Below are 12,746 nucleotides of genomic sequence, written 5' to 3'. Positions count from 1 at the left end.
CCATGACGTGGGCTTGAAAATGCTGCCGGGAACGTCAATTGTCCCGGTATGAACGAAGTATCGGGTACACACGACGTCGTCGTGATCGGCGGCGGCCCTGCAGGACTTGCGGCCGCGATTGCGTTGGCGCAAACCGGCGCCAATACCGCCCTCATCGCCCGCCGAGCGCCCTACGCCGACAATCGCACCACCGCGCTGCTTGGCGGTTCCGTCGATTTGTTGCAGCAGCTGGACGTTTGGCGGCGCTGCGAAGACCGGGCGGCGCCATTGCGGGCGATGCGCCTGGTCGATGATACCGGCCGCCTGATCCGTGCCCCCGAGGTGCGGTTTTCCTGCGACGAAATCGGTCTCGACGTATTTGGCTACAACATCGAGAACCGTCTGCTGGTAGCAGCGCTGGAGGAGCGCGCCGCTGAGCTTTCCGATCATCTGACGCGGTTCGAGGATGAGGCGGATACGATCAACCCGTACGAGGCGCTGGTTGCAATCGGTACCGCCCACGGAAAAGCGCTGTCCGCGCGCCTTGTGGTCGGCGCCGATGGGCGACACTCGCTCTGCCGCGAAGCCGCCGGCATCCAGCTTAAGCGTCGCGGACTCGACCAGGCGGCGCTGACCTTCAACGTCAGCCATTCGCGCTCGCATCGAAATATTTCAACTGAGTTTCACACGCCGCAGGGTCCGTGCGTATTTGTGCCGCTACCCGGCGACCGATCCAGCGTGGTGTGGGTTGCCGCACCCAGGGAAGCCGAACGGCTGATCGCGTTGAGCGACGGCGAACTGTCCGAGGCCGCCGAAAGCCAATCGCATTCCATTCTCGGCCGTATCCGGGTCGAACCGGGACGTCATCTGTTTCCGCTTGCGATCGAGCAGCCCCGGCAATTCGCGCAGCATCGCGTCGCGCTGGTCGGCGAGGCCGCGCATGTGGTGCCGCCGATCGGCGCGCAAGGCCTGAACATGGGATTGCGCGATGCCGCCGATATCGCCGTAATCGTGCACGAGGCGATGCTATCAGGCCAAGACGTCGGCTCGCCGCAAGTGCTCCAGCGTTACGATTCTGCCCGGCGCGCCGACGTTGCAAGCCGGACGTTCGTCATCGATATGGCGAACCGTTCGCTGCTCAGCGACTTCTTGCCGATGCAATCAATGCGCGCGGCCGGTCTGCACCTGATCGGTTCGATCGGGCCGCTGCGCCGTCTGGCAATGCGTGAGGGACTGGCGCCTTCCTGGCGGCCGAGCCGGCGGATTGTTTAAACTTTTACGGAAAAACCAGCCGGCCGGTCTGGATGAACCACATCACGCTGGTGAGCGTGACGACGGAGGCAAACGTTCCGATCAGCACGGCGACAGACGCGGGCTCGATCCAGGCATCGTTCTGCCGGGCGATCACGAACACATTCAGCGCCGGCGGCAGCGACGCCATCAGTACGGCGGTCGCCGCCCACGGTTGTGGAAACGGCCCCAGCAGCAACATCAATCCGAAAGCGACGAGCGGATGGATCAGGAGTTTTACCGCGATCACCGCGGGCACTTCCCAGGGTACACGGCCAAATGGGCGCAGCGCGACAGTCACTCCCAGCACAAACAGCGCCGTAGGCGCCGCGGCGTTTTGCAGAAATAGAATCGTATTGTCGATCGCAACCGGCGGATGGATGTGAAACGCCGCCGCGAATGCGCCCGCGCAAGCCGACATGATCAACGGATTCAAAACGATCTGTCGCACCACGATACCGAGCGTGTGCAGCAAGGGCCGGTGCTTGCTGTCGGTGAGCCCGATCAACAGCGGCACGATCGTAAACAGAAAGATGCTATCGCAGCAGAAAATCAACGCCGTCGGCGCGGCAGCCTTGGAGCCAAGCACGGCCAACGCCAGGCCGGGGCCCATATAGCCGATGTTACCGTAGCCGCCGGCAAGGCCCGCCAGCGTCGCCTCGCGGACCGAGAGCCGTCCGGCCAACCGGCCGGCAAACATGGCAAGGGCAAAGGCGCTGATCGTACCAAGCGTGGTCGCAATCAGGAATGGCGGGTTGTTGAGTTCCTCGAATGGCGTCTTTGCCATGATCCCAAACAGCAGCGCGGGCAGCGAGACATACAGTAGGAAGAAGTTCATCCAGGCCAGCCCCTGTTCCGGAAGACCCTTGGCCTTGCCGCAGGCGTAGCCGACGAAGATCAGGCCGAAATACGGCAGCGCAAGATTGAGAATGTCGGTCATGAGGATGCGTCTTTTTCATCATTATTAGCGCCGATCAGCACTTGGACGGACTGGCCATGGCAAAGGTTAATTCGGCCGTTTGCCTCTAGCATCGGCCACAATCATGGTCTATTCGACGAGTTATGATAAAAGCGCGGACCGCCAAATTTCAGATCGGACAGATCGTCCGTCACCGGATCTTTTCGTTCCGGGGCGTGATCTTCGATATCGATCCGGTCTTCAACAATACCGAGGAATGGTGGTTGTCGATCCCCGAGGAGGTCCGGCCTCAGAAGGATCAGCCATTCTATCATCTGCTGGCCGAGAATTCGGAATCGGAATACGTCGCCTACGTGTCCGAGCAGAATTTATTGCCTGACGATTCCGGCGAGCCGATCCGGCATTCGCAAGTCGCCGAGATCTTCGTGAAGGACAAGGCCGGCGGCTATCGCCCGCGCAATCCGTCGCTGAATTAACATACACAAGCCGCGGGTCCCGGCGCAGCGTACTTCACGCTGCCCGCAGAGCCGGGACTTACGCGGATGATCGTAAGATGGCCCGGATCAGCAGCGCACTACGCGGCGGCGCGCGGCGTTGCATCCGGGGGACGCCGGACAAACCGGCTCGTTGCCCGCATGGGGCAAAGCGAAATCCTGGACCAGAGCAGCGCCCTTCCCGCATTGCGCTTTGCTCCATGCGGGCTACAAGCGTCCGTTGTCCAACAAAAAAGGCGCTCGATCGAGCGCCTTTTCCTTATGGCCGAGTGTCCTCTTACTTGGCAGCCGGATTGGCCGCAGGCGTGCCGGGAGGCGGGTTGGCCTCGAGCTTCTTGCGCGCTTCCTCAGCGCGCTTCTGCAACTCTTCCTGCAGCTTCTTCTGGGTTTCCTCGAACTGCTTCGGGTCGGTCGGCGGCCCGTCATAAGCTTTGGCGAATTCGGCGAGTGGCAGCGGCAGCGTGAGCGGCGCGCCGTTGGAGTTGATCGCCTGAACCACCAAATTCTGACCCTTCTTCATATTCGCGAGCAGCTCCGGGGTCACGTCGTAGTCCGACATGCAGCCATTGGCGAAGCAGATCACATAGGGGCTTTGCGCCGGCGGGTTGTTATCGACGATGACGCGGGTGCCGTGACCCAGCTGCATGCCGAGCGGAAGCGTGACACGCAGGATCTTCTTCGGCTCGCCTTCGGGCTCGATGATGACGGCCGCGATCACTGGCTGGCCGGACTCGATGCGTCCGTCCTTACCGGTGAAGCAGACCTGCTTGGCATTGGCTTCCTGGCCCTTGAGACAGAATTTGGTCCAGGGAGCATAGATCAGCTGAACCTGCTGTTCCTGCGGCTGAGCTCCCGCCGCAGGCGCTCCATTGGCCGGCGGAGCCTGCTGAGCGGACGGTGCGGGCGCAGGGGCAGCTTTCGGCGCAGCCTTCGGCGCGGGGGCCTTGGCCTTCGGCGCTGCCGTGGGCGCACCGGGTGCCGGGGTCGGCTGCTGAGCCTGCGCGCCGGGGGCGAGCAGCACCGCGGTCAATGCCGTCGCGGCCAACAAGGCGAAAACACGCCCACACGGCCCGACCGATCCGGCCAAAACACGAAAATCCATTGCGGAAAACCCTTTCTGAACGGGAGTGCCCGAAACCGCTGCAGGCACCGACATTTAGCCGTTTTGGCGGCTGTCTCCTTGCCAATTGAGGCAGTTAGGTGACAGGCCTTGGCGCCTTGGTCAATTGCACGCCTTCATACAGTGGCGCGCGAAAAGATCAATGCCGACAAGCATCTTTGGCGTATCCCACAGGCCCGTGTGCTGCGGCTATGGTAAAACTCGACAGTGAGCAATACCGAATCAAATCAGCGTGCTGGGCCGCAGGTTTCGAGGCGCACGCCCGCTCGAGCTTTCCTCTCGGGCGCCCTTGCTTTCGCCGTGCTGTTGGCGATCGACGCCCGCAAGGTGTCGGCGGAAGAGAGCCACGCCATCGCCATGCATGGCGTGCCGGCCCTGCCGCCCGGGTTCACCCAAATGCCCTATGCCAATCCCGATGCGCCGAAAGGTGGCCGGTTAGTGCAGGGCCTGCTCGGCACTTTCGACAGCCTCAACCCGCTGATCGTCAGGGGCCTCGCCGTGCAGCAAATCAGAGGCTTCGTGGTCGAGAGTCTGATGGCGCGGGGCAATGACGAGGCCTTCACGCTTTACGGTCTATTGGCCAAGAGCGTGGAGACGGATGACGCCAGGAGTTACGTCACCTTCCATCTCGATCCCAACGCGCGCTTTTCCGACGGGCAAGCGGTGCTCGCCGAGGACGTCCTGTTTTCGTGGGCGTTGCTGCGCGACAAGGGGCGGCCCAACCATCGCCAGTATTATTCCAAAGTCGTAAAGGCCGAAGCCCCCGACCCGCGCACGGTGCGGTTCGATTTTGGCGACGCCAATGACCGCGAGCTGCCGCTGATCCTCGGCCTGATGCCGGTATTGCCCAAGCACGCCATCGACGTCGCGACCTTCGAAGAGACCACGATGACGGCGCCGATCGGTTCCGGCCCCTATCGCGTCAGCGCGGTGAAGCCCAGCGCCAGCGTGACCCTGACGCGCAATCCCGACTATTGGGGCCGCGACCTGCCGGTTAATCGCGGCTTGTGGAACTTCGACGAGATCAGGCTCGATTTCTATCGCGAGGCCAATGGCCAGTTCGAAGCATTCAAGCGCGGCCTCTATGACTTTCGCGTCGAGAGCGAGCCGCTGCGCTGGCACGACGGATATGATTTCCCGGCAGCGCGCAGTGGCGAGGTGATCCGCGATACGATCAAGACCGGGATGCCGCAGCCCTCGGAATTCCTGGTGTTCAACACGCGGCGTCCAATGTTTTCCGATGTACGCGTGCGCCGGGCTTTGACGCTGCTGTTCGACTTCGAATGGATCAACCGCAATTACTTCTTCGGGCTCTATGGACGCTCGGCAGGCTTCTTCGCGGGGTCGGAATTATCGGCCTATGGCCGCCCCGCCGACGAGCGTGAGCGAGAGCTCCTGAAACCGTTCGCATCGCACATACCATCAGACATTCTCGACGGCACCTACCGCCTCCCCGTTACCGACGGCTCTGGCCGTGATCGCGCAACGCTTCGCAGCGCGCTGACGCTGTTGTCCCAGGCCGGATACGATCTCGACGGAACTGTGTTGCGGCAGCGTTCGACCAAAGCGCCGCTGACGTTTGAGATCCTGGTGACGACCCGCGACCAGGAGCGCATCGCGCTGGCGTATATGCGCGATCTGAAGCGCGCGGGCATCGAGGCCTCGGTGCGCGCAGTCGACGCGGTTCAATTCGATCAACGCCGGCTCAGTTTCGAGTTCGACATGATCCAGAACCGCTGGGATCAGTCGCTGTCGCCGGGTAACGAGCAGTCGTTCTATTGGGGGAGCGAGGCCGCGGACAATCAGGGCACGCGAAACTACATGGGCGCCAAGGATCCCGCCATCGATGCGTTGATCGCGGCCATGCTGGAGGCGCGGGAACATCCCGCTTTCGTCTCGGCGGTGCGGGCGCTCGACCGGACGCTGATGTCGAACTTCTACGCTATCCCGCTGTATAACGTGCAAGAACAATGGATTGCACGCTGGAATCGTATAAAATGGCCCAAGGCCACGGCCTTGACGGGATATCTCCCGGAAACCTGGTGGCAACGGCCGGAACCTCGAGCGAAGTGATCCCGTGATCCAGAACAACGCTTCACCAACGCTCGACGGATTGTTTCGACGGATCCTGGCACGCAGGCCGAATGCGCCGGCACTGCTTGATCCCGTCAACAAGCAGCGTGTCACGGGCCAACCGCCAAAGCGCCTGACCTTCGCACAAGCCGATCGAGCGATCTCGGCGCTATCGGCGCACTTCATCGAAGCCGGCTTGCCGGCCAATTCCGTGGTCGCGATTCAACTGCCGAACACCGTCGAGTTCATGCTGACGGTGCTTGCCGCGCATCGCGCAGGCCTGATCGTTGCGTTGCTTCCGCTGCTCTGGCGGCAGGCGGAACTGACGGTTGCGCTCAATCGCACCGGGGCGCGAGCGATCGTCACCACCAGCAAGATCGACGGCGTCAGCCATGCCGATCTCGCCATGAACGCCGCGGCCGAAGCATTTTCGATCCGCCACGTCTGCGGCTTCGGCAATGACCTGCCGGAAGGCATGGCATCGCTCGACCTTGCCCTCTCGGGTGAATCGGCGACCATAGGCCCCGCAATCCAGGACGGCCGCAAGGCGGCCATGATCTCATTCGATGTCACGGTCGATGGCTTCCGCGCGGTACCGCGTACGCATCTGAGTTTGATCGCCGGTGGCCTGGTATTGGCGCTCGAAAGCGATGTGTTGCAGGGATCGACCGTAATGTCGGCATTCGCGCCGTCATCGTTCGCGGGCCTCACCTCTTCGCTCGTGGTCTGGTTGTTATCGGGCGGAGCGTTGGCGCTGCATCATCCATTCGATGGCGAGGTGCTTGAGCAAGACATCAACCAGTATTCCTGCGATACGCTTGTTGCTCCGGCGCAACTGGCGCTGCGATTGGCTGAGATCGACATGGCGTCGCGTCTGCCGACGTTGCGTAATGTGATCGGCTTATGGCGCGCGCCGGAACAGGTCGCGTCAAGTCCCAATTGGACGAAAGAACAGGCGACGCTGACGGACGTCTATCTGTTCGGTGAAGCCGGACTGTTCGGCGCCCGGCGCGCGGCAGACGGCGCGCCGGCGCCGATCTTGCCGGGACCGCATGGCGCGCCGCGCGAAGTCCCGGGCTCATCGATCGCAGGCGAAATCGTTCTGACGCCGAAGGGAACGCTGGCACTGCGTGGGCCGATGGTAACGCCTGCGGCTTACGCACCCGCGGCGCCGCCGGGCGACTCTCTCGTGGCGCCGCCGTCGCGCGATTATGTCGATACCGACTACGCGGCGCGGCTCGACCCTTCGACCGGAGCGATCTGCATCACCGCGCCGCCCTCGGGCATCTTGGCAGTCGGCGGTTACCGGTTCTTATCGCAGGATCTGCAGGAATGGTCCAAGCGGCTCGGACAGGGCGCGCTGCTGACGGCGTTGCCCGACCGCGTAAGCGGTCACCGCCTTGCCGGACGCGCCCAGGACAATGCCCGCGCTCGCGAGGCGCTAGCCGAACTCGGGCTTAACCCGCTGATGGTGGAGGCGTTTCGGGATCGGGCGCGCCCCACCTGATTTGAAAATCCGGACGGCTTCGTTGACGCGACGTTAAGGCGGAAAAATTAGCATCCTCCGGGTTCCATTGATCGCGTTATCCGAGTCTTTTGATGTCCCAGCAGGGCCCGATCCTTGTCATTTCGACCGCCGAGCGGCCGCCCTTCGCGAGCGCGCTCGACGAGGCAAAGCTGTTTCCGGTGATCGAGGCCGCCTGGGCCGACGCGTCGCGCGCGGTCGAGCAACTGCAGCCGGTCGCGGTTCTCGTCGCGATGGCGGAGGCCGCTGAAGATCGCTTCGATGCGCTCGCGAAACAGATGGCGGGACGGCAGCCATATCTGCCGTTGATCGCCATCGACCCCGAGACATCGTTGCCCGAGAACGCCATTCCTTTCTCGCAAAGCGGAGGCAATTTCGAACGCCTGATTGCACGGCTGCGCGCCGCGCTGCGTGTCCGGGCATTGCATGCCACCGTGATGCGCCGGCTTGATGGTGACTCGGCGGTGCGAACGATCCTGGCGGATACCGATCCTGCGCGAGATGCCACGGTGCTGCTGATCGGCCGTGGCGCCGCCTATCCTTCGCTTTCGGTGTCGCTCGGCGAACGGATGGGCGTGGTCGGGGCGCTCTCTATCGAAGCCGCGGCAAAGCACCTCAACACCCGCGACATCGACGGCATTGTGCTTAGCGAAGGTTTCAGCCCGCGCGTGGTCGACGCCTTCCTCACCGTGCTGACTGAGGATGCGCGCTTTCGCAGCCTGCCCGTGGTGTTGACCTCGGATGGCGTCGTGCCGGCCTATGATCTGCCAAATCTGGAAGTCATATCCGGTGACCCCGAACGCGTCGCCGCCAATGCGTTGCCGCTGATCCGTCAGCATGCGTTCGAAGCCCATTTGAGCCGCACGCTGCGGTCGATCGATGCCGGCGGCCTGCTTGACCCGAAGACCGGTTTGCTCACGCCTGCCGCCTTCGATCGCGATTTCGCTACGGCTGTTTATCAAACGCTATCGCGCGGCGGCGGGTTGTCGCTGGCTCGCTTTGCCTTCGAGCCAGCCCATCCACGCGCGCAGCTCGACGGTGCGCGGATTCTCAGCCGTTTGATGCGGCAAATGGATTTCGGTGCCGCTCAGGAAGACGGATCCGTCATCGTGGTGTTCGCCGAAACCGATTTGCGCACCGCTCATATGATCGCGCGGCGGCTTTCCAGCGTGATGCGGCAGACGTCAAACGGCAAACGCGACACGCGCTCGGAGCCGGTTGTCACGCTCGCCACCCTGCTGCCGGCAGACTCAGCGAAGTCGCTGCTGGCGCGGCTTCACGACGAAGCGCGTCGCGCCGCCTCGTGAACGGCCAGGCACACGCACTACGCCGCCTTTCGGTCTTCGGCGAGATTGGCGAGCTGGCGCAAAATTTCGGTAGTGCCGATCAGGCGTTCCTCCGGCGTTTCCCATTCCTGAAAGAACACCACCTTCATGTCGGGCCGCACCTTCGCCGCCTGGCCATGCTGGCGAATGAAATACACCAGCCGGTCCGGCTGCGCGAACTTGTTGTCGCGGAAGGTGATCACGGCGCCCTTGGGCCCGGCATCGACCTTCTCGACATTGGCGCGGCGGCAATAGGCCTTGATCGCGGCGACCTTGAACAGGTAGCGCACTTCATCCGGCAACACGCCGAAGCGGTCGCGCAGTTCGGCGGCGAAACTGTCGATCTCCTCGTCGGTTTCGAGATCGGCCAGCCGCCGGTACAGCGATAGCCGCACCGAAAGATCAGCGACGTAGTCCTCCGGAATCAACACCGGCATGCCGATGGTGATCTGCGGCGACCAGCGATCGGGCACAGGCTCGACCACGCCGGCCTTGAGGTTGAGGATCGCTTCTTCCAGCATCGATTGGTAAAGCTCGAAGCCGACTTCCTTGATGTGTCCCGATTGTTCCTCGCCCAGCAAATTGCCGGCGCCGCGAATATCCAGATCGTGCGAGGCCAGCTGGAATCCGGCACCCAACGTCTCCAGAGATTGCAGCACTTTCAGCCGTCGCTCGGCTTGCGCTGTGATCTTCTGCTGTGCCGGCAGCGTGAACAGCGCATAGGCGCGCAGCTTCGAGCGCCCCACCCGCCCGCGCAACTGATAGAGCTGCGCCAGCCCGAACATGTCGGCACGGTGCACGATCAGCGTATTGGCGGTAGGAATATCGAGGCCGGACTCGATGATCGTGGTCGACAGCAGGATATCGTATTTGCCGTCATAGAACGCCGACATGATGTCCTCGATGACGGTCGGCGCCATTTGGCCATGCGCGACCGCGACCTTCATCTCCGGCACATTCTTGTCGAGGAAGTCCTTCACACCTGCGAGGTCTTCGATGCGCGGCACGACATAGAATGCCTGTCCGCCGCGATAGCGTTCGCGCAACAGCGCCTCGCGGATCATCAGCGGATCGTGCGGCGCCACGAAGGTGCGCACCGCGAGCCGGTCGACCGGCGGCGAGGCGATGATGGAGAGGTCCCGCACCCCCGTCAGCGCCAGTTGCAGCGTGCGCGGGATTGGCGTCGCGCTTAGCGTCAGCACGTGCACTTCGGCGCGCAACTGCTTCAACCGCTCCTTATGGCTGACGCCGAAATGCTGCTCCTCATCGACGATCAGAAGACCGAGATCCCTGAATTTGATAGACTTGCCGAGCAGCGCGTGGGTGCCGACCACGATATCGGTGGAGCCGTCCGCGATTTTCTTCTTGACCTGGGTGAGTTCTTTTGGCGCGACCAGGCGCGAGGCCTGCGCGACATTGACCGGAAAGCCTCGAAAGCGCTCGGCGAAGGTTCTACTGTGCTGGCGTGCGAGCAGCGTGGTCGGCACCACAACGGCGACCTGTTTGCCATCGAGGGCCACTGCAAACGCCGCGCGCAGCGCCACCTCGGTCTTGCCGAATCCGACGTCGCCGCAGATCAGCCGGTCCATCGGACGGCCGCGTTCGAGGTCTTTCAGGGTCGCGTTGATTGCCCCGAGTTGGTCTTCGGTTTCCTCATACGGAAAGCGCGCGCAGAACTCGTCATAGACGTGCGGCTGCACCGGCATTTTCGGCGCTTCATGCAGATGCCGCTCGGCAGCGAGCTTGATCAGCTCGCCCGCAATCTCGCGGATGCGGTTCTTGAGCTTGGCCTTGCGCGCCTGCCAGCCGCTGCCGCCGAGCCGGTCCAGTTCAACATTGGCCTGGTCGGAGCCATAGCGCGACAGCAGTTCGATATTCTCAACCGGCAAGAACAGCTTGGTGTCGGCGGCGTAGTGCAGCTCAAGGCAATCGTGCGGCGCACCCGCCACCTCGAGCGTCTGCAACCCCACAAAACGGCCGATGCCGTGCTCGACATGAACTACGAGATCGCCGCTAGCGAGGCTCGTGACTTCGGAAATGAAATTGTCGAGCTTGCGGCTGGCCTTGCGCGGCCGCACCAGCCGGTCGCCGAGAATGTCCTGTTCGCTGATAACAGCGACATTGTCGGTCTCAAAACCCGATTCCATGCCGACCACCGCCAGCATGGCCTCGTTGCGCGGCGTGGCTTGCACTGTCCGCCAGGTGTTGACGTTGGTCAGGTTGAGCAGCTTGTGATCCCGCAGCATGCTTCCCATGCGGTCGCGCGAGCCCTCGCTCCACAGCGCGATCACCACCTTCTTGCGCTGGACCTGCAACGCCTGCACATGCGCGACGACCGCTTCGAACACGTTGATCGCGCTGTCGGCGCGCTCCGGCGTGAAGTTGCGCCCCTGCCGCGCACCGGCATCGACCACGTCGGCGCTGCCGTCGGGCACCGCGAACGGGGTGAGCCGCGCCAGGGCTGCTTGCTCCAGACGTTTGGTCCACTCGTCCTCGGTCAGATAAAGCCGGTTTGGCGGCAAGGGTTTGTAGACCGCGCCGCCCCCGGGGTGCTCCATTGCCTCGCGCCGTGCCTCGTAATAGTCAACGATCTGCTTGAAGCGTTCGCGCGCGGCGTCCTCGCCTTGCGGCTCGATCGCGACGGGCGCGTCACCAAGATAGTCGAAAAGCGTATCCATCCGCTCGTGGAACAGCGGCAGCCAATGTTCCATGCCGGGATGGCGGCGGCCTTCGCTGACCGCTTCGTACAAGGGATCGTCGCGCTCAGGTGCGCCGAACGCTGCGACATAGCCCATTCGAAAGCGGCGGATGGTTTCGGTCACCAGCTGAAATTCCGAGATCGGAACCAGATCGAGCGAGCGCATATCCAACAGCGTGCGCTGGGTTTCCGCGTCAAAGGAGCGGATCGATTCCAGCGCGTCGCCGAAAAAATCGAATCGTACGGGCTGATCGAGCCCGGCCGGAAACAGATCGAGGATGCCGCCGCGCACCGCGTATTCGCCGGGTTCGCGCACGGTCGAAGCGCGGTTGTAGCCGTTGTGCTCCAGCCACGACACGATCGAATCCATCGGCACGACATGGCCGGGCGCGACGGACAGCGCCTGCGCCGCAATGATGTCGCGCGCCGGCACGCGCTGCACGACGGCGTTGACCGTGGTCAGCACGATGAGCGGCTTGTCGCTGCCCTCCAGCCGTGACAGCCGCGCCAGCGTGGTCAGCCGTTGTGCGAGGATCCCGCCATGCGGCGACACCCGGTCGTAAGGCTGGCAATCCCAGGCCGGAAACTGCATCACCGGCAAATCGGGGGCGAAGAATTCCAGCGCCCGCGCCAATTGCTGCATCCGCGGGCCGTCGCGGCAGATGACAGCGAGGCTGACCGCCGGCGGTTTTGGTTGCGCCGCCACCGCCCGCGCCAGATCGGAGACAACCAGACCTTCCGCGCCCTCGCCGACGTTGGCAAAGGTCAGCGCGCGGCCAGGCGCCAGCAATTGAGCAGGCGATCGTGTCGGCGATTTCATGCGTCGTTTTCCACGCGAAACGATTTGATGCGATTGAACAGGCCGTTCGCATATTCCGGCGCCAGCGCCACCTCGCCGGTCAGCGCGGCATAGAGATCGGGATCCGGCACCTCGATCAGGTGCTCGAGTTGCGTAAGTTCGTCTGGTGTAAGGCTTGCAATCTCGGAATCCGCGAAGCGGCCGAGAATGAGATCCATCTCGCGGGTGCCGCGATGCCAGCAGCGAAACAAGAGCCGCTTGCGGCGGTCGTCGAGGCCGCCGCTCGATCGTGTCGAACCTGTCATTTCCGATTCCAATCCGAACGCCAAAAGCCCGGACGTGCCGGGCGGGGTTGATATAGCGTTGGGATCAGCAGATGTCAGTAGCTGTATGCTGTGCAAATTCACAACCCAGCCTATCTCTGGCCAAAGAGCCTTGTGGCCGGACGTTTGGAAAACGTCATTGCGAGCCACCGGGTATTGCCTTCGGCGAGCCCGATGACAGGCTCCTGTGGGGTATCCAGT

Annotated in this window: 9 protein-coding genes; 5 read left to right on the top strand and 4 right to left on the bottom strand. The window is 63.1% G+C overall.

The features are described from left to right. Positions 1-48 precede the first annotated feature (48 nt). Positions 49-1,251, top strand: a complete 1,203-nt coding sequence (locus tag N554_RS0107910) for a UbiH/UbiF family hydroxylase (RefSeq protein ID WP_029582977.1) — start codon at positions 49-51, stop codon at positions 1,249-1,251. Positions 1,252-1,255: 4 nt separating this feature from the next. On the opposite strand, the gene N554_RS0107905 is transcribed toward N554_RS0107910, so the two are convergent. Then, on the bottom strand, positions 1,256-2,209 hold the full coding sequence (locus N554_RS0107905) for an AEC family transporter (protein WP_029582976.1): 954 nt from the start codon (positions 2,207-2,209) through the stop codon (positions 1,256-1,258). 122 nt (positions 2,210-2,331) lie between these two features. Between N554_RS0107905 and hspQ the strand changes: the two genes are divergently transcribed. Next, a complete protein-coding gene (gene hspQ, locus N554_RS0107900) occupies positions 2,332-2,664 on the top strand; it encodes a heat shock protein HspQ (protein WP_029582975.1) in 333 nt (110 codons plus the stop codon). A 295-nt stretch (positions 2,665-2,959) separates the two neighbouring features. On the opposite strand, the gene N554_RS0107895 is transcribed toward hspQ, so the two are convergent. Beyond that, on the bottom strand, positions 2,960-3,784 hold the full coding sequence (locus tag N554_RS0107895) for an invasion associated locus B family protein (RefSeq protein ID WP_029582974.1): 825 nt from the start codon (positions 3,782-3,784) through the stop codon (positions 2,960-2,962). A gap of 318 nt (positions 3,785-4,102) precedes the next feature. Between N554_RS0107895 and N554_RS0107890 the strand changes: the two genes are divergently transcribed. From N554_RS0107890 to N554_RS0107880, 3 genes are all read left to right on the top strand, one after another. Then, entirely contained in the window at positions 4,103-5,875 is a 1,773-nt protein-coding gene (locus N554_RS0107890; RefSeq protein WP_051677379.1) for an extracellular solute-binding protein, read from the top strand. A 4-nt stretch (positions 5,876-5,879) separates the two neighbouring features. After that, the gene (locus N554_RS0107885; protein ID WP_029582972.1) at positions 5,880-7,382 is read left to right on the top strand and encodes a class I adenylate-forming enzyme family protein; all 1,503 of its coding nucleotides are present in this window, start codon (positions 5,880-5,882) and stop codon (positions 7,380-7,382) included. A 92-nt stretch (positions 7,383-7,474) separates the two neighbouring features. Continuing rightward, a complete protein-coding gene (locus N554_RS0107880; RefSeq protein WP_029582971.1) occupies positions 7,475-8,707 on the top strand; it encodes a hypothetical protein in 1,233 nt (410 codons plus the stop codon). Positions 8,708-8,724: 17 nt separating this feature from the next. On the opposite strand, the gene mfd is transcribed toward N554_RS0107880, so the two are convergent. Then, positions 8,725-12,243, bottom strand: coding sequence for a transcription-repair coupling factor (gene mfd, locus N554_RS0107875; protein ID WP_029582970.1), 3,519 nt, complete (start codon positions 12,241-12,243; stop codon positions 8,725-8,727). Next, positions 12,240-12,527 (bottom strand): FAD assembly factor SdhE, encoded by a 288-nt coding sequence (locus tag N554_RS0107870; RefSeq protein WP_029582969.1) that lies wholly within the window; start codon positions 12,525-12,527, stop codon positions 12,240-12,242. The genes mfd and N554_RS0107870 overlap by 4 nt, the downstream gene beginning before the upstream one ends. Positions 12,528-12,746: the final 219 nt, after the last annotated feature.

The organism is Bradyrhizobium sp. URHD0069 (genome assembly GCF_000701345.1).
Lineage (GTDB): Bacteria > Pseudomonadota > Alphaproteobacteria > Rhizobiales > Xanthobacteraceae > Bradyrhizobium.
The sequence above is the reverse complement of the archived record's forward strand: the minus strand, read 5'-3'. Positions and strand labels throughout refer to the sequence as shown.

Excerpts from the sequence above, each read along its gene's own strand:
- N554_RS0107910 (WP_029582977.1), top strand. The coding sequence starts at position 49 with ATGAACGAAGTATCGGGTACACACGACGTCGTCGTGATCGGCGGCGGC.
- N554_RS0107905 (WP_029582976.1), bottom strand. The coding sequence starts at position 2,209 with ATGACCGACATTCTCAATCTTGCGCTGCCGTATTTCGGCCTGATCTTC.
- hspQ (WP_029582975.1), top strand. The coding sequence starts at position 2,332 with ATGATAAAAGCGCGGACCGCCAAATTTCAGATCGGACAGATCGTCCGT.
- N554_RS0107895 (WP_029582974.1), bottom strand. The coding sequence starts at position 3,784 with ATGGATTTTCGTGTTTTGGCCGGATCGGTCGGGCCGTGTGGGCGTGTT.
- N554_RS0107880 (WP_029582971.1), top strand. The coding sequence starts at position 7,475 with ATGTCCCAGCAGGGCCCGATCCTTGTCATTTCGACCGCCGAGCGGCCG.
- mfd (WP_029582970.1), bottom strand. The coding sequence starts at position 12,243 with ATGAAATCGCCGACACGATCGCCTGCTCAATTGCTGGCGCCTGGCCGC.
- N554_RS0107870 (WP_029582969.1), bottom strand. The coding sequence starts at position 12,527 with ATGACAGGTTCGACACGATCGAGCGGCGGCCTCGACGACCGCCGCAAG.